This window comes from Amycolatopsis sp. NPDC049159 (genome assembly GCF_040648295.1).
GTDB classification, from domain to species: domain Bacteria; phylum Actinomycetota; class Actinomycetes; order Mycobacteriales; family Pseudonocardiaceae; genus Amycolatopsis; species Amycolatopsis pretoriensis_A.
Window position 1 is genome coordinate 167,491 of record NZ_JBEZDL010000021.1, and the last position, 22,510, is coordinate 190,000.

26 protein-coding genes and 2 tRNA genes are annotated in these 22,510 nt (G+C 71.0%); 16 read left to right on the plus strand and 12 right to left on the minus strand.

From position 1 onward, the window contains the following. Positions 1-23 precede the first annotated feature (23 nt). The 3 genes from AB0B33_RS34550 (at position 24) to AB0B33_RS34560 (ending at position 811) form a co-directional block, all read left to right on the plus strand. The gene (locus AB0B33_RS34550; protein WP_247017045.1) at positions 24-452 is read left to right on the plus strand and encodes a nucleoside deaminase; all 429 of its coding nucleotides are present in this window, start codon (positions 24-26) and stop codon (positions 450-452) included. Positions 453-474: 22 nt separating this feature from the next. Beyond that, positions 475-690, plus strand: a complete 216-nt coding sequence (locus AB0B33_RS34555) for a CsbD family protein (RefSeq protein WP_360779632.1) — start codon at positions 475-477, stop codon at positions 688-690. A 33-nt stretch (positions 691-723) separates the two neighbouring features. Next, a tRNA-Ser gene (locus AB0B33_RS34560) sits at positions 724-811 on the plus strand. 57 nt (positions 812-868) lie between these two features. Here the strand turns inward: AB0B33_RS34560 and AB0B33_RS34565 are convergent. Then, a complete protein-coding gene (locus AB0B33_RS34565; protein ID WP_360779635.1) occupies positions 869-1,543 on the minus strand; it encodes an NBR1-Ig-like domain-containing protein in 675 nt (224 codons plus the stop codon). A 90-nt stretch (positions 1,544-1,633) separates the two neighbouring features. Here AB0B33_RS34565 and AB0B33_RS34570 point away from each other — a divergent pair, with 90 nt between their 5' ends. Both AB0B33_RS34570 and AB0B33_RS34575 read left to right on the plus strand, forming a co-directional pair. Next, positions 1,634-2,035: a hypothetical protein gene (locus AB0B33_RS34570; RefSeq protein ID WP_360779637.1), complete on the plus strand. Its 402-nt coding sequence runs from the start codon at positions 1,634-1,636 to the stop codon at positions 2,033-2,035. A gap of 62 nt (positions 2,036-2,097) precedes the next feature. Then, positions 2,098-2,874: an NAD(P)H-binding protein gene (locus AB0B33_RS34575; protein ID WP_360779639.1), complete on the plus strand. Its 777-nt coding sequence runs from the start codon at positions 2,098-2,100 to the stop codon at positions 2,872-2,874. Here the strand turns inward: AB0B33_RS34575 and AB0B33_RS34580 are convergent. Continuing rightward, positions 2,867-3,445, minus strand: a complete 579-nt coding sequence (locus AB0B33_RS34580) for a hypothetical protein (protein WP_360779641.1) — start codon at positions 3,443-3,445, stop codon at positions 2,867-2,869. The genes AB0B33_RS34575 and AB0B33_RS34580 overlap by 8 nt on opposite strands. Further along, on the minus strand, positions 3,442-3,804 hold the full coding sequence (locus AB0B33_RS34585; protein ID WP_360779643.1) for a hypothetical protein: 363 nt from the start codon (positions 3,802-3,804) through the stop codon (positions 3,442-3,444). The genes AB0B33_RS34580 and AB0B33_RS34585 overlap by 4 nt, the downstream gene beginning before the upstream one ends. A 322-nt stretch (positions 3,805-4,126) precedes the next feature. Between AB0B33_RS34585 and AB0B33_RS34590 the strand changes: the two genes are divergently transcribed. Both AB0B33_RS34590 and AB0B33_RS34595 read left to right on the plus strand, forming a co-directional pair. Then, on the plus strand, positions 4,127-5,047 hold the full coding sequence (locus AB0B33_RS34590; RefSeq protein ID WP_360779646.1) for a TauD/TfdA family dioxygenase: 921 nt from the start codon (positions 4,127-4,129) through the stop codon (positions 5,045-5,047). Between the two features lie 16 nt (positions 5,048-5,063). Next, positions 5,064-5,510, plus strand: a complete 447-nt coding sequence (locus tag AB0B33_RS34595; RefSeq protein WP_360779648.1) for a limonene-1,2-epoxide hydrolase family protein — start codon at positions 5,064-5,066, stop codon at positions 5,508-5,510. 293 nt (positions 5,511-5,803) lie between these two features. On the opposite strand, the gene AB0B33_RS34600 is transcribed toward AB0B33_RS34595, so the two are convergent. Further along, positions 5,804-6,757 carry a CapA family protein gene (locus tag AB0B33_RS34600; RefSeq protein ID WP_360779651.1) on the minus strand — a complete coding sequence of 318 codons (954 nt, stop codon included), beginning with the start codon at positions 6,755-6,757 and terminating at the stop codon, positions 5,804-5,806. Positions 6,758-6,883: 126 nt separating this feature from the next. Between AB0B33_RS34600 and AB0B33_RS34605 the strand changes: the two genes are divergently transcribed. From AB0B33_RS34605 to AB0B33_RS34630, 6 genes are all read left to right on the plus strand, one after another. Continuing rightward, entirely contained in the window at positions 6,884-9,352 is a 2,469-nt protein-coding gene (locus AB0B33_RS34605; RefSeq protein ID WP_360779654.1) for an endonuclease/exonuclease/phosphatase family protein, read from the plus strand. A 136-nt stretch (positions 9,353-9,488) separates the two neighbouring features. After that, on the plus strand, positions 9,489-9,899 hold the full coding sequence (locus tag AB0B33_RS34610; RefSeq protein WP_360779657.1) for a hypothetical protein: 411 nt from the start codon (positions 9,489-9,491) through the stop codon (positions 9,897-9,899). Continuing rightward, complete coding sequence (locus AB0B33_RS34615) at positions 9,896-11,089, plus strand: putative T7SS-secreted protein (protein ID WP_360779659.1); 1,194 nt, start codon at positions 9,896-9,898, stop codon at positions 11,087-11,089. The genes AB0B33_RS34610 and AB0B33_RS34615 overlap by 4 nt, the downstream gene beginning before the upstream one ends. After that, positions 11,089-11,667: a hypothetical protein gene (locus AB0B33_RS34620; RefSeq protein WP_360779661.1), complete on the plus strand. Its 579-nt coding sequence runs from the start codon at positions 11,089-11,091 to the stop codon at positions 11,665-11,667. Before AB0B33_RS34615 ends, AB0B33_RS34620 begins: the two co-directional genes overlap by 1 nt. Further along, on the plus strand, positions 11,664-11,984 hold the full coding sequence (locus AB0B33_RS34625; RefSeq protein ID WP_360779664.1) for a hypothetical protein: 321 nt from the start codon (positions 11,664-11,666) through the stop codon (positions 11,982-11,984). The genes AB0B33_RS34620 and AB0B33_RS34625 overlap by 4 nt, the downstream gene beginning before the upstream one ends. Further along, positions 11,966-12,247 (plus strand): YbaB/EbfC family DNA-binding protein, encoded by a 282-nt coding sequence (locus AB0B33_RS34630; protein ID WP_360779667.1) that lies wholly within the window; start codon positions 11,966-11,968, stop codon positions 12,245-12,247. Before AB0B33_RS34625 ends, AB0B33_RS34630 begins: the two co-directional genes overlap by 19 nt. Here AB0B33_RS34630 and AB0B33_RS34635 read toward each other — a convergent pair. The 7 genes from AB0B33_RS34635 to AB0B33_RS34665 all read right to left on the minus strand — a co-directional run bounded on the left by AB0B33_RS34635 (position 12,244) and on the right by AB0B33_RS34665 (position 18,402). Beyond that, the gene (locus AB0B33_RS34635; RefSeq protein WP_247017083.1) at positions 12,244-12,654 is read right to left on the minus strand and encodes a hypothetical protein; all 411 of its coding nucleotides are present in this window, start codon (positions 12,652-12,654) and stop codon (positions 12,244-12,246) included. The genes AB0B33_RS34630 and AB0B33_RS34635 overlap by 4 nt on opposite strands. Next, positions 12,651-15,380, minus strand: coding sequence for an FtsK/SpoIIIE domain-containing protein (locus tag AB0B33_RS34640; RefSeq protein ID WP_360779670.1), 2,730 nt, complete (start codon positions 15,378-15,380; stop codon positions 12,651-12,653). The genes AB0B33_RS34635 and AB0B33_RS34640 overlap by 4 nt, the downstream gene beginning before the upstream one ends. Positions 15,381-15,413: 33 nt before the next feature. After that, positions 15,414-15,659, minus strand: a complete 246-nt coding sequence (locus tag AB0B33_RS34645) for a hypothetical protein (protein ID WP_247017087.1) — start codon at positions 15,657-15,659, stop codon at positions 15,414-15,416. Between the two features lie 4 nt (positions 15,660-15,663). Further along, positions 15,664-15,924, minus strand: coding sequence for a hypothetical protein (locus AB0B33_RS34650; protein WP_003056176.1), 261 nt, complete (start codon positions 15,922-15,924; stop codon positions 15,664-15,666). Between the two features lie 803 nt (positions 15,925-16,727). After that, positions 16,728-17,525, minus strand: a complete 798-nt coding sequence (locus AB0B33_RS34655) for a class I SAM-dependent methyltransferase (protein WP_360779674.1) — start codon at positions 17,523-17,525, stop codon at positions 16,728-16,730. A gap of 4 nt (positions 17,526-17,529) precedes the next feature. Then, positions 17,530-17,614, minus strand: a tRNA-Ser gene (locus tag AB0B33_RS34660). A gap of 44 nt (positions 17,615-17,658) precedes the next feature. Further along, the gene (locus AB0B33_RS34665; protein ID WP_247017091.1) at positions 17,659-18,402 is read right to left on the minus strand and encodes a protein phosphatase 2C domain-containing protein; all 744 of its coding nucleotides are present in this window, start codon (positions 18,400-18,402) and stop codon (positions 17,659-17,661) included. A gap of 78 nt (positions 18,403-18,480) precedes the next feature. Here AB0B33_RS34665 and AB0B33_RS34670 point away from each other — a divergent pair, with 78 nt between their 5' ends. Both AB0B33_RS34670 and AB0B33_RS34675 read left to right on the plus strand, forming a co-directional pair. Beyond that, positions 18,481-20,175 (plus strand): N-6 DNA methylase, encoded by a 1,695-nt coding sequence (locus AB0B33_RS34670; RefSeq protein WP_360779678.1) that lies wholly within the window; start codon positions 18,481-18,483, stop codon positions 20,173-20,175. 8 nt (positions 20,176-20,183) lie between these two features. After that, the gene (locus AB0B33_RS34675) at positions 20,184-21,074 is read left to right on the plus strand and encodes a serine/threonine-protein kinase (RefSeq protein ID WP_247017095.1); all 891 of its coding nucleotides are present in this window, start codon (positions 20,184-20,186) and stop codon (positions 21,072-21,074) included. Here AB0B33_RS34675 and AB0B33_RS34680 read toward each other — a convergent pair. Then, positions 21,064-21,573 carry a hypothetical protein gene (locus tag AB0B33_RS34680; protein ID WP_360779681.1) on the minus strand — a complete coding sequence of 170 codons (510 nt, stop codon included), beginning with the start codon at positions 21,571-21,573 and terminating at the stop codon, positions 21,064-21,066. The two genes, AB0B33_RS34675 and AB0B33_RS34680, sit on opposite strands and share 11 nt — an antisense overlap. 207 nt (positions 21,574-21,780) lie before the next feature. Here AB0B33_RS34680 and AB0B33_RS34685 point away from each other — a divergent pair, with 207 nt between their 5' ends. Beyond that, positions 21,781-22,431 carry a L,D-transpeptidase gene (locus AB0B33_RS34685; RefSeq protein ID WP_360779684.1) on the plus strand — a complete coding sequence of 217 codons (651 nt, stop codon included), beginning with the start codon at positions 21,781-21,783 and terminating at the stop codon, positions 22,429-22,431. Positions 22,432-22,510: the final 79 nt, after the last annotated feature.

A 22,510-nucleotide genomic window follows, 5' to 3' on the forward strand; every position in this document is an offset into this window, starting at 1 on the left:
GACGCCCGTCCGACACCGAGGCCGTGGAGGCGGCGCTGGAGGCCGCGCGCGCCCCCGGCGCGGACGTCCCGATCGGGGCGGTCGTGTTCGGCCCCGACGGCCTCCCGTTGGCGGCGGCCCGCAACGCGCGCACGGAGCTCGGCGACCCGACGGCCCACGCGGAGATCCTGGCCCTGCGCGCGGCGGCCGGCGTGGTGGGCGACGGCTGGCGCCTGGAGGGCTGCACCCTGGCGGTGACGCTGGAGCCGTGCACGATGTGCGCGGGCGCCCTGGTGCTGGCGCGCATCTCCCGGCTGGTGTTCGGCGCGTGGGAGCCCAAGACCGGCGCGGTGGGCTCGCTGTGGGACGTCGTCCGTGACCGACGTCTCAACCACCGCCCGGAAGTCCACGGCGGCGTGCTGGTCGACGAGTGCGCGGGTCTGCTGGAGACGTACTTCGCGATGCGGCGCTGACGTTTCTGGGTACTCAGGTTCCATGACGGTGAAGCACAAGATCCAGCAGGCGGTCGGCAGCGCACGTCAGAAGTTCGGCTCGGCGACGGGCAACCGCAGGCTCCAGGCCCAGGGCATGGCCCAACGCCGCGGCGCCCAGGCCCGCGAGGCGGCCCACGACCTGCGCGCGCGAGCCCGCGGCGCGCTCCGGGAAGCCCAGGTCAGGTGGCGTGCGGGCAACCCGGGCGACCCCTCGTGAGCCGAGGCCGGACCCTCCGGTATTGTTCTCGGCGGTGGCGTGTCCGAGCGGCCGAAGGAGCACGACTCGAAATCGTGTGACGGCTAATCCCCGTCCGTGGGTTCAAATCCCACCGCCACCGCTCTCATCCGGACCCCCGGTCAGCCCAGCTGGCCGGGGGTCCGTTGCGTTCGGCGGATCAGTCGGGGACGAGCCGCTGGAGGATCGGGGCAGGGGCCCGGGCCTCGACCACGATGATCATGAAGATGCCCTGGTAGTAGCGGTCCGGGAAGAATTCGAAGCCGTCCTCGTCGACCATCTTCCAGTGGATTTCCGCGGTTCCCGGCAGGATGTGGGACTTGAGCGGCACGCGGATGTCGACGGTTTCACCCGGCATCGTGTCGGCTATCCGCACCCGGACCGGCGAACTGGGGATGCCGAGCCCGCCCGGTGCGCCGAGGCGGCGCAGATGACGCCCGATCCACGGGACCGTGCCGGTGTTGCGGAGGCGCCACACCTTCTCGAACCGGAAACCCGGCGGCATGACGGTTCCGTCGGGAACTGTGACGTCGGCGACGAAAGCCGATTCGTCACCGGCGATCGGGTAGGCCGGGTGCGCTGTCCGCTGTTGACGCCGTCGGGGCCCCGCCACCGTTTCCACGTACGTCGACCACAGCTGGCCGTCGCCGCCGTAGGACGCCTCGTAGAAATCGATCAGGTCCCAGCTCGGCGAGTCACGACCGCGTTCGACGTTGCTCAGATGGCCTTTGCTGACCCCGGCCGCGAGGGCGGCGGCCGTCAAGCTCGTGCCGTTCGCGGTCCGGAGGTGGCGCATGGTCTCGCCCAGCGTCTCGAGGGCGCTCTCGCGGCTCATGGGACAACCTTGGTCGGGAGTTCGCCATACGGCAATCGCCCGACCTAGCGTGGTGGCTCCTTTCCGTCGCGACCTGTCAGGAGACCGCTGATGGCCAGTCCTTCCGATGTCGATCTCGGCGTATCACTGCGGCTGGTCCGGGCGTTGAACGCGCTGCGGGCGAAGCGGCAGTTCGGACCGTTGCCCCAGGTCGAATCGGCCGACGCCCTTGCCTGGCAGCTGGTCGTCGAAATGCAGAAACGGGCGAACCGCCCGGCGGAACCCTACGGTCCCGTCACGCTTACGACGTCGAGAGCGCGAAGTGCGGGCTTCAAGTCCAGCCGGCTCGTCGGGTACCGGGCGTACAAGGCGGGGGCGGACGTGCGCGTGTTGCCGCAAGTCTGGGCGCAGCAGCTCGACCTCTTCAGCCGGGACGTGCTCGACAAGCGCGTCATCTGCTGCGGTGCGGCGCACCAGAACCGCTGCTACGTGCTGATCTTCGTGGTGAAGTAGCTTGACTTGAAGGGAACTTGAAGTGTGACCGTGGTCGGGACAAGCTGATCAAGGAGCACTTCATGAAGGTTCTCGTCACCGGAGCCACCGGTCACTCCGGGCGGCACGTCGTCGCCGGGCTGACCCGCGCCGACGTTCGTGTCCTCGTCCGCGACCCCACCAAGGCGCCGAAAGGCGTCGACGTCGCCGTAGGCGACATCAGGGATCCCGGCGAAGCCGCCGACAACGTTGACGCCGTCTACCTCCTCTGGCCCTTTTTCTCCGCCGAAGGCATCGAACAAGCCGTAAAACCCTTCAAGGGCAAGAAAATCGTCTACCTCTCCGCCATGTCCGCGGAAGACGGCGGTGTCTGGGGAGACGTCGAGGCCGCCATCCGAGCCGTCACCGACGACTGGACCTTCCTCCGCGTCACCGGCCTCGCCACCAACACCCTCGGCTGGGCGCAGCAGGCCCGAAGCGGCGTCGTAAAAGGCCCGTACGGTCAAGCCAAACGCTCACTCGTCCACGAACGCGACGTCGCCGACATGGCCGTCAAAGCCCTCACCGAAGACCACCGCCGGCAGATCTACCTCGTCACCGGCCCGGAAGCCCTGAGCCAGGCGGACCAGGCCAAGATCATCGGCGAGGCACTGAAAACACCAGTCCGATGGGAAGAACAACCGGAAGAACAAGCGAAAACGCAGCTGGCTCAACAACTCGGCGAGGAATTCGCAACAGCGGCACTGGCCCACTGGGCATCACTCGTCGACGATCCGGAACCCGTCTCGCTCGACGTCGCCACCGTGACCGGGCATCCCGCGCGGCCCTTCGAAGAATGGGCTCGCGAACACTTCAGCTGAGCTGGACAGCGGGAGTCGTCAACGGCTCCAGTTCCTCCGCCAGCGAAGACAGCGACGCCACCTTCGAGGAAACCGTCCGCAGCACCGCCGTGCACGCGGTGCTGACGTCGCTCACCACCTCGGCCGAGCGGTCGCCCGTCAGCACCGCGTGCACCGAGGGCGAGACGGCCGTGGCGATCGACGAAACCTCCGACGCCGCCGACTCCGCCAGTTCGTCCAAGCGGGACGCGATCCGGGCGCCCAGTGCGGCCGTCTCGGCGGCCGCGCGGGCGGCGGCGCCGTACTGACCGTCCACTGTGTCCGCCCACGTGCCGAACGTCTCGGCGCTGCCGCCGGTTTCCGCGCGGTCGACGCCGGCGCGGAACTCCTCCTGGGCCGCGGTCACCACCAGCGAACCCTCGTCGACCGTCGACGCCGACGTGCGGATCGCGGCCGGGGCGCAGTCCAGGTGGCGCAGGGCCGCGACCGGGTCCGGGACGCCGATGCGGCCCGCCGCCAGCCGCAGCGAAGACAGCGCTGACGCCGCCGTCGTCAGCGCCGGGTGTTCGAAGACCTCGGTGAGGGAGGTCACGGGGCCACCGCGATCCGCCCCCGGAAGCCGGTGCTCCGGGTGCTCTCCGCCGCCATGCGCAGGCGGCCGGCCAGGTCGGACGTCGCGTCGCCGAGGACGCGGGCGTCGGCCTCGCGCGCGGCCAGCGCGGCCGCCCAGCGGGCCGCCAGCTCGCGGGCCTGGGGCGAAATGCCGAACGGCGTCGAGTCGACGCGGGCTTCGGCGAACCGGCCAGCCGCCTTGTCGTCGGCGGCCGTGGCCTGGTCCAGCCGGTCGGCCGCGTCGCGCAGCCGGTCCGGCCGCTTCGGGGTGAAGGCCCCGGTCACGGAGCGGAGCTCCAGGGTCTCACTGCCGATCCGCGAGCCTCTGCCTTCCGGCATGGGGACCTCCGTCGTCAAGGGCGCTCACCCGATCGTGGAAGATCTTGCCTCATGCGCCCGCGCGGCCCGCATCGCGGTGACCTGCGCCGTTCGGCACGTTCCAACAAGTGGACGTCTTGACCGCGGGGCGGGACGGCGCGGACCATGAGGACATGCCCGCCACCTCGGAACGCAGGACCGTCCGGTGGCCCGACCGCGCCTCGAAGCGGTCGATCGGAGAGGGCGTCGCGGAGCTCCTGCTGCGCCGCGGCCGCCTGGGCTCGCCTCCGGCCTGACGCGAGCCCGGCGTCCGAACACTCCCGAAAACCCTTGGAGCACAACCATGTCCGTAGACATCCCTGCCCGGATTCAGCTGCGCGAGGCCGTCACGCCCGACGGCGGCATCGTCGAAGGCCCGCGCGTCCTGCACCGCGTCGAAAGCGAACCGTGCGAACTCTTCCGGATCCGGCCGCTGGGCCGGGTGATCGGCGCGGAGATCGACGGCGTCGACCTGCGCGAGCCGGTCACCCCCCAGCTGCGCGAAGAGCTCAACCGCGCCTTGCTCGAGTGGAAGGTGCTCTTCTTCCGCGACCAGGACATCACGCCGGCGCAGCAGCGCGCGTTCGCCGCGAACTGGGGCGAGCTGGAGACCAACCCGTTCATCCCGAAGGGCGACGACGACGCCGTCACGCGCTTCGAGCGCACCGCGGCCATGCCCGGCTACGAGAACATCTGGCACGTCGACGTCACCTGGCGGCCCAGCCCGGCGCTCGGCTCGGTGCTGCGGCTGATCGAGGTGCCGCCGGTCGGCGGGGACACGCTGTGGGCCGACATGGCCGCCGCCTACGACAACCTGCCCGCGGACGTCCGCGCCCGCATCGACGGGCTCACCGCCGTCCACGACTACCTCCCCGGCTTCGACCGGTTCTCCGATCCGGCGCTCCTCGCCCGCTGGCAGGACGAGTTCCCGCCGGTCGAGCACCCGGTGGTCCGGACGCACCCGGAGACCGGGCGGCGCACGCTGTTCGTCAACCAGGCGTTCACCACGCACATCGTCGGCATGGACCGCGACGAGAGCGACCGCCTGCTGCGGTACCTGTTCCTGCAGGCCCACACGCCCGAGTTCCAGGTCCGGTTCAGCTGGCGGCCGAACTCCGTGGCGTTCTGGGACAACCGCGCCACGCAGCACTACGCGGTCAACGACTACCACCCGCACGTCCGGATCGCGGAGCGCGTCGCCATCGCGGGCGACCGGCCGTTCTGACCTTTAGCCTGAGGTCATGACCGATGAACCCCAGGCCGTGGTGACCGGTTTCCTCAAGGCCCTGGAAGACCTCGACATCGACCGCGCGCTGACGTTCGCGGCGAGCGACATCGTGTACCAGAACGTGCCGTTGCCGCCCGCTCGCGGCGTCGCGGCGGTCGAGAAGCAGCTGAGGCTGCTGGCCCGGTTCGGCTCCGGGTTCGAGGCGCGCACGCACCACATCGCCGCGGACGGCAACGTCGTGCTCACCGAACGCACCGACGTGCTGCGCCGCGGCGCGTGGGAAGCGGAGTTCTGGGTGTGCGGCACGTTCGAGGTCGAAGGCGGCCGGATCGTGCTGTGGCGCGACTACTTCGACTGGACGACGGTGCTGGCCGCGAGCGCGAAGGGAGCCGGGCGGGTCGCGTTGGCCGGCGCCCGCACGCTCCTCGGCCGCTACAAGGCGAGGCAAGCGGTGCGCTAGACCCGGTGCTCGCCGCGGTCGTGGTCCCGAAGGTCCACGACCGCGGCTATCCCCAGCACCAGCACGAACACGCAGCTGAGAACAACCAGCCCCCACATGATCGTTCTCCCTCCCCCACGTTTCCGTGCCGATCGCGAGCTGTCGGGGAGTGGTCTTTGCCACTTTTCCGGCGGCTCACGCAGACCGTACCGCCGCTTCACGCAGGTTGTTCCGGCCCTTGAGCTTCATTTAAGGCAGATGCGCCGGATGGGTGACAGCTGTGCGCCGCGCTATTACAGACCGCGCGCGATCCGTTACGCACCAACACCCAATCCGGACACCGAGGCGATTCCATCCCGGACGGACACCTTGGTCGAACGCAACGCCGAGACGTCCGCGAAGTACCGCAGCACCTTGCCGGCGTCGTCCCCGGAAAGCGGTTCGCACTCGTTGTCCGCGTTCCGCCGGACCGGGATGAGCTCGAGCCGCGCTTCTTCGCCGAACATGCAGCCGGCCAGCAGCCCGTCGACGTGCCGCCCGCGCATCGCCGGCCAGTCGAAGACGAGGTTGCCGAGGCTGTAGAGGATCGGCCGGCCGCGGTGGACCTCGACGGCCTGGATGGTGTGCGGCCCGTGGCCCACGACCAGGTCGGCGCCGGCGTCGACGGCGGCGCGCCCGTACGCGACCTGGTACTCGGTCAGCTCGGGCCCCGGCAGGCCCCAGTGCATCGAGACGACGACGTGGGCACTGTCCGCTTTGGCCCGTTCGACGTCGGCGACGAGCCGCTCCAGGTGCTCGGGCACCGGCGTCGTGCGGACGAGCGGCGGGCGGCCCGGGATCTCGGCAACGCGTGGATCGGGCTGGTAGGCCGTGGTCGCAAACGCTTGCGCGCACCCCGGGAAGTCCGGCAGCGCGCTTTGCCCGCGGGAGCGGAGCGAGGTGTACGCGAGGAACGCGACCTTCTCGCCCGGCCGGTCGAGCACCGCGGGCGCGTGCGCGGCGTCGATGTTCGCGCCGGCGCCGCAGTGCGCGATCCCGGCTCGGTCGAGGACCGGGAGGCTCGCCATCGCGGTGAGGTCGTTGGCGCACGAGACGACGTCGATACCGGCCGACGCCAGCGCTTCGACGGCCTGCGCGTCGACGGGCCCCTCGAGGTTCACGAACCGGAGGTCCGCGCCCTGGAGCAGCGGGCTCAGCCGCTCGAACGCCGTCGCCGGGGTGGCCCGGCCCTGGATGTTGACGTCTCCGCCGAGTACCAGCGTGATCACGAAACCTGCTCTGCCGAACGAGTGACGACGAAAGTAGTTGTTACGAATCGTTGCATCTTTGTCTTCCTCCTCCTCACTTGCCCGGGGGACTATGCCACGACTGTTCAAGCACAAAGGGGACTCAGGGTGATCAAGACCCACAGATCCAAGGCCGCCTTCACGGTGGCCGTCGCGTCGGGCCTGGTGCTCGGCGGCGTGGCCGCGCCGGCCGCGCTCGCCGCACCCAGCGCGGACGCGGTCATCGCCGAGGTCTACGGCGGTGGTGGCAACTCCGGCGCCACGTTGACCAACGACTTCGTCGAGCTCGCCAACCGCGGTGCGGCGGCCACGAGCGTCGACGGCTTCAGCGTGCAGTACCTGCCCGCTTCGGCCAGCCCGTCGAGCACGTGGCAGGTCACGCCGCTGACCGGCAGCGTCGCCCCGGGCGGGCGCTACCTCGTGGCCGAGGGCAAGGGCACCGGCGGCACCGTCGCGCTGCCCACACCGGACGCGACCGGCACGATCGCGATGTCCGCGACCGCGGGCACGATCGCCCTCGTCTCCGGCACCACCGCGCTGACCTGCAAGACCGCCGCGGACTGCGCGGCCGACGCCCGGGTCAAGGACGTCGTCGGCTTCGGCGCGGCGACCGTGCGCGAAGGCAACCCGACGGCGGCGCCGGCCAACTCGACGTCCGTCGCGCGCGGCGCGTCCCTCGTGGACACCGACGACAACGCGGCCGACTTCACCGTCGGCGACCCGTCCCCGACGAACACCAAGGGCGAAACGACCGGCGGCGGCAACCCGGGCGAACCGGGCACCCCGGCCAAGATCCACGACATCCAGGGCACCACGCGCCTTTCGCCGCTCAAGGACCAGAAGGTCAGCGGCGTCACCGGCGTGGTCACCGCGACCCGGGCGTTCGGTTCGTCGCGCGGTTTCTGGCTCACCGACCCGAACCCGGACACCGACCCGCGCACCAGCGAGGGCCTGTTCGTCTTCACCGGTTCGACCAGCCCGGCCGTCGCGGTCGGCGACGCGGTCACCGCGACCGGCACCGTCCGCGAGTTCTACCCGGACGCGCCGGCGACGTCGAACTACCAGTCGCTCACCGAGCTGGGCAGTGCACAGTGGACGGTCGACTCGCACGGGAACGCCCTGCCGGCGCCGACCGTGCTGAACCCGGACACCGTGCCGACGGCGTACGCGCCGTCGCCCGGCGGGAACATCGAGCCGCTTCCCCTGGAGCCGGCGAAGTACGCGCTCGACTTCTGGGAGTCGCACGAGAGCGAGGTCGTTTCGGTCAGCGACGCCCGCGTCGTCGGCCCGTCGAACTCCTTCAACGAGCTGTACGTGACGTCCAAGCCGGACCAGCACCGGTCCGTCCGCGGCGGCAGCGTCTACCTGGGCTACGACCAGCTCAACAGCGGCGTCCTGAAGGTGTCGTCGCTGATCCCGTTCGACCAGCGGCCGTTCCCGAAGCTCAACGTCGGCGACGTGCTGACCGGCACGACGTCGGGTCCCGTCGAGTACAGCAACTTCGGCGGCTACACGCTGTTCGCCAGTGTGCTCGGGACCGAAAAGGACAACGGGCTGCAGGGCGAGACCACGCGCAAGCAGCGGACGGGCGAGCTCGCGGTCGCGACGTACAACGTCGAGAACCTGGCCCCGGGTGACCCGCAGGCGAAGTACGACCGGCTCGGCGAGGCGATCGTGACGCACCTGGCGACGCCGGACATCGTGAACCTGGAAGAGATCCAGGACAACACGGGCGCGACCGACGACGGCACCGTCGCGGCGGACCAGACGCTCCAGAAGTTCACCGACGCCATCGTCGCCAAGGGCGGCCCGCGCTACCAGTGGCGCTCGATCGACCCGGTGAACGACCAGGACGGCGGCCAGCCGGGCGGCAACATCCGCGTGGCGTTCCTGTTCAACCCGGCGCGCGTGTCCTTTGTGGACCGTCCGGGTGGGACACCGACGACCGCGGTGGGCGTCGTCCGCGAGCACGGGAAGACGCACCTGACGGCGTCGCCGGGCCGCGTCGACCCGGCGAACGAAGCCTGGACGACCAGCCGCAAGCCGCTGGCGGGCGAGTTCGTCTTCAAGGGCCGCACGGTCTTCGTCATCGCCAACCACTTCAACTCCAAGGGCGGCGACCAGCCGACGCACGGCCGTTTCCAGCCGCCGGTGCGCAGTTCCGAGGTGCAGCGCGCGAAGCAGGCGACGGTGCTGCGCGGGTTCGTCGATTCGTTGCTGGCGGCCGATCGCAGCGCGAACATCGTGGTGGCGGGCGACCTGAACGACTACCCGTTCTCGCCGGCGGTCCAGACGCTCACCGCCGGTGGCGCGCTGAAGGACCTGATCGCTTCGGTGCCGGAAGCCGAGCGGTACAGCTACGTGTTCGAGGGCCAGTCGCAGGTGCTGGACCACATCCTGGCGTCGAAGGCACCGCGCGGGGTGGACTACGACGTCGTCCACATCAACGCGGAGTTCGCCGACCAGGCCAGCGACCACGACCCGCAGGTGATCCGGTTCCGGCCGGGCGCGGGCAACGCGGTCCTGGACGCGCTGAACGACCTGCTCGACTACCTGGATCAGATCTTCGCCAAGTAGTTCTCCTTGCAGGAGGCCACCTTCGGGCGCATCGCCCGGAGGTGGCCTTTTGTGTTTTGACACCTTCGGGTGACGAGGAAACCGCATCGCGCGCGCTGCCGTCTTTACTGGTGACGGGACCTCAGGGGAGGGTGGCGTGGACGGGTACGCGGTGAAGGTGGGTGAGCTGGGCAGGCTCATCGACGATCTCGGCACGGTGGCGGGGCGGATGGCCGACGCGAACCGGAAGCTCGGGGGCGGTGGGGCGTTCGGGTCGTTGGGGACGGCCGAACTGGGCCAGGCGGGGATCGAGTTCGAGGACGCTTGGGGGTTCGGCATCGGGCGGCTCGGGGAGGCGGCTTCGGGGGTCACCGAGCGGCTGGAGCGGGCGAAGGAGCGGTACGAGAGGATCGAAGCCGAGTTCGGCGGCGAGCTGGGGAGGTACGGCTCTGCCGTGCTCGGGGGCGGTGTGCCGATCGGCGACTTGGCGCCTCCGGGCGGCGAAGGTCCGCCCGGTGGCGGCGCGACCGGCGGCATCACCGACCTCCTGAACGGCCTCGGCCGGTGAGCGCCCGCGACTTCCCGGCCCTGGGCTTCGACCCGGCGCCGGGTGACCTCGACGGCGTCACCGACCTGGCGGCCAAGTACCGGGCGGTGAGCACCGACCTGACCGAGGCCGACGACTCGCTCCGTCGGATCGTCCGCAAGCAGGGCGTCTGGCAGGGTGCGGCGAGCGAGGCGTTCGTCCGGCGTCTGGGCCCGCTGCCGCAGTACCTCGAGGGCGCGGCTCGCTCGATGAGCGACGCGGCCGACGCGCTGGAAGAGTGGGCGCGGCACCTCGGTGACCTGCAGAAACGCGCGTCTGACCTGGAGGCCCGCGCGGAGGCGGCGGCCCGGGCGGCGGAGCAGGCACGCGCGAACCCGGACCTGGCGCTGGCGAACCGGACGTTCCCGGACGAGCCGTCGCTGCGGATCGCGCAGCGGCTCTTGGACAACGCGGGTCAGCAGCTCCAGACGGCGATCGACGGCTGCCAGAACGTCCAGGACGCCGCGAAGCGACTCCAGCAAGAGCACACGGAGGCGGCGGCCCGGGTCGCGGCGGCGCTGCGGACGGCGAAGGAGCTCGCGCCGGACGAGCCGGACGTGCTCGACAAGCTGAGCGACGCGGTCGGCGGGGCACTCGTCGACTTGTCGAACACCCTCGCCGACGGGGCGGAGCAGGCGTGGGACTTCGTCCAGGACCACGCTGAGCTGCTGTCGAAGCTCTCGGACGTGACCGGGGATGTGGGCAACATTCTCGGTGTGGCCAGCGACTTCGTGCCCGATCCCGCGGGCGTGATCGTGGGCGCGGTGGCCGCGGGCTTCGGCGTCGCGGCGCTGGAAGGCCATTCGCTGGCGAAGGTCGCCGGTGCCGACGTGGCTCCCGAAACCCTCACGTTCGACGCTCTCGGTGCCGTCACGTCCATCGCCGGACTGGTGGTGCCGGACTCGGCGGCCAAGGTGGTCACGTTCGGGGGATGGGGCCTGGTCGGCGAACAGGTCGGCGGTGAGCTCGCCGCCGATGCCATGGGCAAGGGGTTCGAAGGCCCGATCGGCGACTTCATCAACTACTGGAAGCCGAAGGACGCGAACCAGCTGGCCGTGGTCGGGCTTTCACCGGCGGGCTTGGCGTACTGGAACGCCGCCCACGCCGGGGTCGAGGCGGACAACGCACCGGAACGTCGCCGTGCGCGGGCGGAAGACGAGGTGTGGAACTGATGCCGCTGGAAATCGACCTGCCGCCCGGGTTCGCCGGGATGCCGGTGGGCACCGACGACAAGATGAACCGCGGCCACGCCTGGACCATCGCCGGAAACCTGGCGGACGGCGCCGGAACCACGGTCGAGGAGTTCGGCAGCTACCTCATGGCTCTCGTACCGGCCATGCAGGCCAATGGCATCCGCGTGTTCGGCAAGTTCGCGGTCGGCCGGCGCAAGGGTGACGTCGCGACCCTGACGCTGGGCGTCGTCCAGTGGCCCGAGCCGGCGCCCGGCAGCCCCGATGCGCTGGTGGCGGCGATGGCCGAGCAGTACCGGAGCCGCCACAAGTACGCGGTGGTGCAGCCGGTGCGCCTGCCGATCGGCCCGGCGATCGTCGCGTTCAGCGGGGGCGAGTTCCGCTTTCCCGAAGCGGACGTGCGCACCCAGACCAAGGCCGAGTACCAGATCCCGCTGCCGGACGGCCGGTCCGTGGTGATCCTTTCGGTGGTCGCGGAGTCGGAGGACGCCTGGCCGGCGGTCGCCGAGGCGACGGCGAAGGTCGCGTGGAGTCTCCGCAGCGGCGAGGTGGGGCGATGACCGAGCTGGCCGCGCCGCTGCTCGCCCTGCTGATCGTGTTCTTGTGCGGTGGCCTCATGGCCCTCGTCCTGACGATCACGATCGTCCGGGTCACGCGGGGCCGGCGGCCTCGCGAACAACAGATCGCGGAGCTGGCCGCGCGCCTCGACGGCCGGGAGCGGGTGACCATCCGGATGGTCGAGCTGGGGTTGAGCAGGCCGGACTTGTACGGGGTCGCGAACAGCAGGGGCTACGGCCTGATCGAGCACCACTTCGGGAAGTACTACGAGTTCGTCTACGCGCCGCACCAGGGGAGGTCATGGACAACGCACAACTGATCGAGGAAATGCGGTGGCAGCTCAGGCAGATCGAAGACCGCAAGGCCGACAACCAGCGCCTCCTGAGCGCCGTCGCGCCGGAGCGGTGCGTCACCGTCGTCGCCGGGCCGGACGGAGTAGTCAGCGAAGTGCGGCTGGCACCCGAAGCCATGCGGCTGGACGCCGCCACGCTCAGCCGGGCCATCACCGCTGCCATTCGCGGGGCAACCATCGGGAAACCCGTGGAGGACTACGAGCCCTACGACACCGTCTTCGACGTCTAGGCCGGCGGGGGCTGCTCTCCCCGCTGCTTCGACGCCGCCCGCTTGGCGCGCCAGCCCAACGCCAGTACCGCCTGCACCAGCTCCTGGTAGCTCGGCTTGACCTCCTCGAGGTACCGCTCCAGGTACGCCGCCCGTGCGGTCGTGACCGGACGTGGTTCGTCGCCCGGGTCGAGCCACATCAGGCCCTGGATGTTGTGCAGGGCCATCTTCCACCAGCGGGTCGCGCGTTCGGCCGCGCGGTTCTCGCGCTCGGTGGCCACCTCGATGGCCGTCCGGGCTTCCTCGATTTCCGCGGTCAGGGCCGCTTCGCGGGCGAGTTCCCACTCGCGCAGGTTCTCCGCCGAGCCCCGGGAGAGGGCGATGATCTCCTTGTACCGCATGGCCGCGGTGGCGCCGTCGTCGGTCATTGGGCGTTCTCCGGACGCTGGAACGGGATGATCACTTCGGGGGCGCCGTGGGTCGTGCGGTCGAAGAACAACGCGCGGCCCGGGCGCGGTGACCAGTGCACCACCTGGCCCGCCGCGAACGGGGACAGCTCGTTGCCCTGGACGTCGAGAGCCGCCCACGTGCCGATGTCGTCGGTGCCGCCGAAGCCCAGCGTGTCCTTGAGCCGGGCGATGCTGCGCCACCAGCCGATCGTGTGGATGCCGTGGCCGGGGCCCTGCTTCAGGATCACGCGAAGGTGGTCCAGCCCGCTCTTCAGCTGGCCGACCGCCTTCGTCTCCAGTGCCGGCAGCGCCGCGTCCACCCCGTACAGGAGCAGCACCTTCGCGCCGCCGGAGATCGAGCCCGTCATCGATTCCAGGACGCCGGTCAGGTCGTCCACCAGCGAAGCCGCGTGGCCGTCTTCGCGCAGTCGCTCGGTCAGCTCCCACGCGGCCGGGGCGCACGCCTCGATCGGGCAGCTCAGCACGAACTCGACCTCGCCGTTTTCGTACTGCCGGGACAGCGAACGCGCGGAAGAGTCCATGATGGACAGTGCCTCCGCGGTGGCCGAGCCGAGCACCGCGACGTTGCGGCCCGGCGCGCGCGGGAGGTCCACGCCGCACGCCGTTTCGGTCACGTCGATCGACTGGCCGAGCAGGGCGCGCGGCTTCGAGTTCGGCTTGAGGTCCAGGTACGCCGGGAACTGTTCCAGGATCGGCTGGTGCGCGCCGTCGAACAGGCGGGGGCGCGGGAAGTGGCCCGCGTACTGCTCCCACAACCGGTGCTGGAGCCGCACGAACACGTTCTTGCTGCTCGCGTCCGGCACGTGGGCCAGCTGGTTGCCGTGTGCGACGCCGGAGTCGTGGTTGATCACCGCGTGCCACTTCGGCGCCGACACCGCCGCGTTGTTCGTCTCGGCCAGCACGCGCCGCGCCTTCGGCATCGCGATCCGCAGCGTGCACTGCTCGAACACCGCCGGCTTGCCCCAGAACGCCTCGATGCCCGCGACGTCCTGGCTGGCCAGCACCAGGTGGATGCCTTGCGACCGCCCGCGTCGCGCGATGTCCTCCAGCAGCTGCGTCGCCGTCGCCGTCACCTGGTCGCGGCCCGCGAACAGGTACTGGAACTCGTCGATCACCGCGACGATCCGCGGCCAGTGCCCGCCGGGGTCGGCTTCGCGGAGGTCGGCGAGGTTCGTGACCTCGTGCTCCTTCGCGGCCGCGGACCGGCGGCGCAGTTCGTCGGCCAGGAAGCGCAGCAGCGCCAGGCCGAACTCGCGGTCGGTGTTGACGTTGACGCCGACGAGCCGCGCGTGCGGCAGCCAGCTCGCGTCCTTGCGCCCCGGCGCCAGCCCGGCGAACGAGACGCCTTCCTTGAAGTCCAGCAGGTACAGCGCCAGCTCGTCCGGGGTGTACCGCGCGGCCATGCCGCCGAGCAGCGCGTACAGGAAGTTGGTCTTGCCCGAACCGGACGGGCCGCCGATCAGGACGTGCGGGCTCGCGTCGCCGATCACGACCTCGACCGGCTCGCCTTCGAAGAACCCGACCGGGGCACGGAGTTCTCGCGCGGAGGTCTCGTGGCCCAGTTCCGCCGGCAACAGGTCGTCGAACGAACGCGGGCCGCCCTGCTTGGCGATCAGCGCCTTCGCGATCTTGTCGATGGCGCGGATGACCTGCCCGGACGGCATCGGCGGATCGAGGTCGACGAGGAGGTCGGTGCCGGTCATGCTGCTGATCGCGTGGCGGTCGTCGGTGAGGCTCAGCGTCTCGACCGGCGCGCTCACGGCGGTCGGCACGTCGACCATGATCAGGCAGATCCCGGCGGCCAGCGCGCCGCTCGCGACGCGCTTGAGGTCGCGCGCGCGTTCGGGTTCGAGGGTTTCGCCGTTGCCGTACAGCACGACGATCCGGAACGGCTCGCCCCGCTGCTCCGTCTTCTGCCGCATCTCCCGCAACGACGTGTACCCGGCGGACATGCTGTTGGCGTGGATCCGGCGGATGTGGCCGGCCAGCTCGTCGAGGAGGTCCTCGAGGCGCCCGGGGTCGTACAGCGAAAGCGCGCTGGTGTGGCTGAGCGGGTAGAGGTCGGGCAGGATCGCGGTCAGCTGCCCGATGTCCCACAGGTGCACGCGCACCGAGCCGGGCTCGAACGTCGAGAGCACGCGGACCAGCAGGTTCTGCACGATCCCGTCGATCGCCGGCCGCGTCTTGGGCGCCGACGAGATCGCCAGGTGCGACTCGTCGAGCAACGGGACGGCGACGTCGAAGGTGCGAGTCGGGTCGTTGCCGGCGGCCGTGGCCGAACCGACGCGCCACAGCCCCGGCGACGTCAGGCCGGGGTTGTGCCCGACGGTGCCGAGCCAGTCGCCCGGCGGCAGGCCGGCCGCACCGGGTGCGTTGTGGGCGACCAGGTCCCGCAGCGTCGCGGGCCCCTGGCTCCAGTCGGTGTAGAAAGCGCTTCGCACACTGCCGAGCGCGCCGAACACTTCGTGCGCGGCGGGGTGGCGGGACCATTCGTTCTGCTGCTCGGCGCCGGCGTGGTTCATGCCGACGTGGACGATGTCCCGTTCCAGTTCGAGCTTGGCGAGGTCGGCTTCGGCGGCTTGACGCGCCCCGGCCGCCGCGCCCAGCACCAACCCGATCTGATGGCGGACCCGGTCGAGTGCGGTTTCGACGCGGTTGCGTTGCTCGGCTGACTTGTTGGCCATCTGCGTCCCCAAGAAAAAGTGTCCCTAGCAGGATTACAGGCGCGACCGGTATCCGCTCACCAGGTCTTCGGCAGCGGCCAGCCGGACGAGGAGCTGATCCAGCCCCTCGCCCGCCTGGGCGTACTGCGAAGGGAGCCAGGGATCGGCCTTGGCCTGGGCGTCCACGAGCGCCTGCCGGGCTTCCCCGAGCAGGCTCGTGGCCCGCTCGGAGTGGGCGCGCGCATCGGCGAGCCCAGCCACGACCGAGGTCAGCAGCTGGTGGAGTTCGGCGAGCGTCATCCGGCTAGAGACGCGCCGAGTAGGAGTCAGCTGAGGAAATGCTTGCTTGGACGGTGCTCTGCAGACCGTTGATGCCTTGCAGGGCTTCCGCCAGCAGTCCGTGCGCCTGGCTCACTTCGTGCTGGCTGCTGCCCTGCGTCGCTTGTGCGAGCGACTGCTGGGCTTCTTCGAGAGACTGCGCTGCCTGTTGCAGAGCGGCGATGCTCGCGGACGCCTTTTCGTTGGCGAGCGCGATGCCAGCGCGGATCTCTTCGACTCCGGCCATCGGGCCTCTACTCCTCGAAAATCTCTGGTGAAGTGCGGGACGGTTCCATTGAAACAGATCCAACGACTCAGCGTGATCATCTGACTTTGCCGAGTGATCGCGGGTCCGGAATCAGCAAGGCCCCGGACGTGGGACGTCCGGGGCCGGGCCGATCACGGTCTGTGCGGGGGTCGTCCCGGCACCAGTACCGCGCACTGAAGTCGCTGGCCAGCGCCACCCCAGGTCAGAGCGGTTTTCGTACCACTGCTGGCCTTTCTCGACAGGGGGCGGGCGAGGTGGGGCTGAGACTAGCGCGAGCGGAGTAACCCGTTTCGCCCAGCCCTGCTCGTGACTCCACGTGCCCGAGCGGAAAAGCGCAGCACCGAAGAGGTTTCACATTTCGGGCGCCGAAAATCTCCGGTGAGCAGCGTTGACGGCGCGTGGATCGCCGTGGTCGGGCCGTTCGGGCTCAAGTGGAACGGCCCGAAGTCGACGTGAACGCCGAGTAGCCCGACTGCCAAGAGGACGGAAGCGGCGTAGCGCGGTCCGGCTCCCGGTTGGGGGTCGGGGCGGGCTGCGTGGTCATCACTGGTTCACCCTTCTCACTCGTTCGGTAAACCCGTCGGTCGAGCTGTGCGAGATGGAGGTCGGCGCCGTTGAGCCGCATGATCCAACTACCCGGCGTGATCATCCGACTTTGCCGAGTGGTCGGGGTCGGGAATCAGCAACGCCCCGGACGTGGGACGTCCGGGGCCGGGTCGATCACGGGTCTGCCTTATGGCTGTCCTAGCGGTGAGTACTGCGCCTTGACGCCGATCGGAGAGTTACCTGTCGCGCAGCTGGAAATCCCAGACGAGCAGTGCCGGCACGTCCCGCGCCGCCGCGCGGGCCGCGTCCGGCACCAGGGCGGCGAGGCTCCACGGCCAGAGCTCCCACGGGCCCGGCTCGGTCGTCGCGGGGGCCGGGGCCTTCGCCTGCGGGCGAGGTTCTTCGCACCGAAGCGGGGTGAACCCGGCCGCGAGTGCGGCGCGCAGGTAGTCGCCGACGAGGTGGCGGTGCGAGGCGAGGCGGCCGGGGCGGCCGTCGGGGCCGCGCAGCGACGGGATCGAGCCGCGGGTGACGGACTCGGGGTGGACGTCGCACAGGATGGCGTGCCCGCCCGGCCGCAGGACGCGGGCGAACTCCGCGAGCACGGGACCGAGGTCGGCGACGTGGGTCAGCGCGAGGCCGCAGGTGACGAGATCGACCGAGGCGTCGTCGACGGGAAGATCGGTGAGGTCGCCGAGCCGGAAGTCGGCGCCGGGCACCCGTTCCCGGGCACGCGCGAGCATGCCGGGCGAACTGTCCACGCCGATCACCCGATGCCCGCGCGCGGCGAGGATGGTCGAGTAGCGCCCGGTTCCGCAGGCTGCGTCGAGGGCGTCGCCGGGGTGGCCCGCCAGTTCTTCGAGCCATGGCTCGTCGAGGAGGCGGCGGACTTCGGCGAGGCGGGCTTCCGTGAAGGCGCGGTCGAACTCGCCGGACGTCAGGGGTGCGGATCCGGGGCAGGCCACCGGTTTTCGGGGCACGGGGGCGGAAACGACGAAACGCCGGGCGCGCGGCCCGGCGTTTCGCCTGATCAAACGGCGGAGGATACAGGATTCGAACCTGCGAGGGCGTGAACCCAACACGCTTTCCAAGCGTGCGCCTTAGGCCGCTCGGCCAATCCTCCGCAGGAGACGATACCGGATGCCCTTCCCGCGTCTCGAAGGTGGGTCAGCGCGTGACGTCGGCCACCACGCACGTGATGTTGTCCGGTCCGCCGCCCTCGTTGGCCAGGCGGATCAGCTCCGGGATCGCTTCCGCCGGGTCGGTCGGCGCCGACAGGACTTCTCGCAGCTTCGGTTCGCTGACCGGGCCGCTCAGGCCGTCCGAACAGAGCAGGTAGCGGTCGCCCTCGGCGGCGGGGAACGTCCAGATGTCCGGGTCGCCGGAACCCGCTGTCTGCAACGCCTTCATCAGCAACGAACGCCGGGGGTGGGAGTCCGCGTCCTCGGCCGCGACCCGGCCGTCTTCGACCAATGCCTGTACGAGGGTGTGGTCGCGGGTCAGGCGGCGCAGCTCGCCGTCGCGCAGCAGATACCCCCGGGAGTCGCCGATGTGGGCCGCCGCGAACTCGATGCCGTCGAACATCAGGGCCGTCAACGTCGTGCCCATGCCGGTGGTTTCCGGCTCCTGCGCCGCCACTTCGTGCAGGCGGTCGTCGATCGACTTGACCACGCCGGTCAGCGTCGCGGCCAGGTCGACCCCGGTGAGGTCCACCCGCCGGAGGTCGACGTCGAGCTCGCGCAGCACGTCCACCGCCGTCGCGCTGGCGACCTCGCCGTGCGGCTGGCCGCCGATGCCGTCGGCGACGGCCAGCAGGCGGGAACTCGCGTACACCGCGTCTTCGTTGATCCGGCGACGCTGCCCGACGTCCGACCCCGCGGCGTACCGCAGGACGTACCGATCGTGTGTCATGTTCCCCATGTAAGCATTGGTTGACTGAGTTCACAACCATGTCGGCTGAATGGAGCATCCTCCGATAGAGTCCTCGCCATGGACGACGACGCCACGGTCAGCGCGGCCGACATCGCGCGGCTCGCCGGGGTCGGCCGGGCCGCGGTGAGCAACTGGCGCCGCCGCTACCCGGACTTCCCGCAGCCGGTCGGCGGCACGGCGTCCAGCCCGCTGTTCGGCCTGTCCGCCGTCGCCGCCTGGTTCGCCGCCCGCGGCAAGCCGTTCGAGCTGAGCGAGGGCGAACGCGCCTGGCAGCGCCTGCGCGCCCTCGGCGACGACCTCGACCTCGCCGAACGCGTGAGCCGTGCCGGCGTCTTCTTCGCCTTCCAGGCCGGCCTCGTCGACACCTTCGACCGCGAGCTCGACGACCCCGAGCTGCTCACGCTGCTCAGCGAGATGACGCACCGCGCGGGCCCGGTCGAAGCGTTCGAACTGCTGTGCCGCCGGTACTTCGAGGCGCATTCGCGGCGGCTGTCGGCCACGCCGGAGCCGATCGCCGAACTGATGGCGCGGCTCGTCGGCCCGGTCTCGACGATCCTCGACCCCGCCTGCGGCTTCGGCGCGCTCGCGCTGGCCAGCGGCGCGAAAGCCGTGCTGGGGCAGGACAGCGACGCGATGACGGCGTCGATCGCGGGGCTGCGGCTGAAGCTGCGCGGCATCGAGGCCGAGGTCCACCCGGTCGACGCGCTGCGCGAAGACGCCTTCGCCGGCCGGACCGCGGAAGCCGTGCTGTGCGACCCGCCGTTCAACGAACGCGCCTGGGGCCACGACGAACTCGTCGGCGACGAACGCTGGGAGTACGGCCTCCCGCCGCGCGGCGAACCCGAGCTCGCCTGGGTCCAGCACTGCCTCGCCCACGTCGAACCCGGTGGCGCGGTGGCGATCCTGATGCCGGGCGCGGCGGCCGGGCGGCGCAGCGGCAAGCGCATCCGCGGCAACCTCCTGCGCGCGGGCGCGGTCCGCGCGGTCGTCACGCTGCCGCCGGCCGGGCCCGACCTCTGGCTGCTGCGGCGGCCGGTCCCCGGCGAACGCCCGCCGTCCACGGTGCTGCTCGGCGAGGCGGGCGACGAACTGTCCACAGTGGACGAAATGTGGCGGGAGTTCCGCGCGCACCCGGAATCCGGCGCCCGGATCATCGACCTGCTCGACGACGACGTCGACCTGACGCCGGCCCACCGCCGCACCAGCGACGAGGATCCCGGGCAGGCCTTCGAGGCCGTACGCGGCCGGTTCGCCGAGCTCGTCCCCGAGCTGCCGCCGCTCGAAGCGGCCGACGGTGAGCCCGCGTTCACGACGATCGGCGAGCTGGTCAAGGCCGGGGTCGTCGAGGTCCGGCACGCGGCGGCCCGCGCGGACGCCGAGCACCCGCTCGCCGAAGCGGGCGACGTCGTGGCGTCGGTGACCGGGATCGCGTACGTCCACAGTGGACCGACCGGACCGGTCGGCGCCGGGCTCACCGTGTACCGCGTCGACCCCGGGCGGCTGGACGCGGACTTCCTGGCCGGCTGCCTGCGCGCGGCCGACCTGCCCGCCGCGTCCGCCTCGACCCGGATCGACAGCAGGCGCGTGCGGGTCCCGCGGGTCCCGATCGCGGTCCAGCGCGAACACGGCCGGGTCTTCCGCGACCTCGCCGCGTTCGACGCCGTTCTGCGGCAGGCGGCCGAAACGGGTCGTGAGCTGGTCCGGCTAGGCTTCGCGGGACTTGTCGAAGGACGGCTCAGGCCGGGCCGTTAGGGGAACGGATGCTGATCGCCGACCGCTACGAGCTCGACGAGCTGCCGCTCGGCCGCGGCGGGATGGGCGCGGTGCACGGCGGGTTCGACCGCAGGCTGGGCCGGCGCGTGGCGATCAAGCTGCTCCGGCTGCCGGGCCGCGACGAAGAGCTGGAAGCCCGGTTCGCGCGCGAGGCGCGGATCCTGGCGACGCTCGACCACCCCGGCGTGCCGACGCTCTACGACTACGGCACCCACGACGACCGGTTGTTCCAGGTCATGCAGTTCGTCGAAGGCGTGACCGTGGCCGACCTGCTCGCCGAGCACGGGCCGCTGCCGGTGCCCTGGGCCGCGGCGATCGCGGCGCAGGCGTGCGCGGTGCTGACCGCCGCCCACGCGCTCGCGGTGTGCCACCGCGACCTCAAGCCGTCCAACCTGATGCTCGGGCCCGACGGCGGTGTGAAGGTGATGGACTTCGGGCTCGCCGTGCTGCGGGAAGCCGACGCGGCGCAGTTCACGCGGGCCGGGCAGCTGCTCGGGACGCCGTCGTACATGGCGCCCGAGCAGATCCAGCGGGGTGGCGCCGAACCGCGCAGCGACCTCTACGCGCTCGGCTGCGTGCTGCACGAGATGCTCACCGGGCGGCGGCTGTTCGACGGGCCCACGGCGTACGCGGTGTTCGAACGGCAGGTCAAGGAGCTGCCGCCGCCGGTGCGCGGGGTGCCGAAGCAGCTCAACACCCTGCTCGCCGAAGTGCTGGCGAAGGAGCCCGAGGCCCGGCCGTCCGGCGCGGCCGAGCTGTACGAGCGGCTCGGCGGGTTCGTCGGCGGGCTGCCGCCGCTGCCCGGGTTCCTGGTGCCGGCGTCGGTGCCCAGCCCGGGCCGGATGTACGCGCGGATGCTGGGGCGCGTCAGCGGTTGAGGGCCGCCGGGCGCCGGTCGGCCAGCGGCAGGCCGCGGCGCTGGACGCGCAGGTAGGTCGTCGCGTTCTGCACCGCGATGCTGACGCCGAGGGTGAGCGCGATCGACGCAGTGGTCAGCGGGCCCGCGACGCCGAGCGCGGTCCCGAGCGCCACCAGCCCGATCCGGGCCGCGACGGTCAGCGCCCACAGCCCGACCGTGACCAGCGAGCCCTTCTGGAACGTCGTGCCGGCGCGCTCGGTGAGCGTCGTGGTCGTGCTGCGCAGGACGCCCAGCCCGGCGAGCGCCACCAGGTCGGCGGCGAGCAGGCCGAACTCGCCGGCGGACGCGCCCGGCAGCGCTTTCAGCGTCAGGTAGGCACCCACCGCCGTGAGGACGAGCGGCAGCGTGACCAGCGACTTGCGGTCGAGCAGCGTGCCGCGGACCTGCCGGTAGACGACCCGGTAGAAGACGAGCACGGCGATGGCGGCGTAGAGCAGGACGTTCGCTGCGGTGGGCATGGCTGGCGGCTCCTCGGTTCGTCGGGTGCTCCCAGCCTCGGCGAACGGCGGCCCGGTTTCGTCGGCGTGGGGGCCGGTCCCGGGTGGATTCCGGCCTCAACCCCCGGGTTGACCCAAATCGTGACCTTCACCGACGAACCTCGACCGGGTGAGCACCGTCTTTACCGATGTCCAAACGCGATGATCGAGACACTGGGGGTACCGGACGTGAAGAGGCTTCTGGCGGGAGCGGCCGCGCTGGCCACCGCCTTCGTGCTGGCTGCCTGTTCCGGTGGCGGGGGTGCGGCCGGCGGGCCGAACGCGGGCGGCGGGGCCGTCGCGGCCGCGGGGACCGGCGGCGGGACGCCGACGACGTCGAGCGCCACCCCGACCCCGACGCCCACCCCGGCGACGTCGAGCGCGACCCCGGCGCCGACGCCCACGACGTCGAAGCCGGCTCCCACCACGACCAAGCCGAAGCCCAAGCCGAAGCCGGCGCCCGCGGCGAACCCGGGTGTCCCGTGCGCGGCGGCGGCCGCGGCGCCGGGCACCGCGGCCTGCGTCGACATCTCGGCGCACCAGGCGTGGCTGCTGCAGGGCGGCAAGGTCGTCTACGGGCCGGTGAAGATGCTGCCGGGCCGCAAGGGCAACCCGACCCCGACCGGCACGTTCCACGTGCTGTCGAAGGAAAAGATGCACCTGTCGAAGGAATTCGACAACGCGGAGATGCCGAACTCGGTGTTCTTCTACCCGGGCGACGCCTTCCACACCGGCAGCCTCTCGGTGTACTCGCACGGCTGCATCCACCTGTCGGCCGCCGCGTCCCTGAAGTTCTTCAACACCCTGCACGTCGGTGACGTCGTGCAGGTGGTCCCGTAACGCGTTATCAGCCAATACGGACAGTAGGTCACAGTCCGATAAATTCATTCTGCCGAGTGCAACTGGCCCCCCTGTTCAG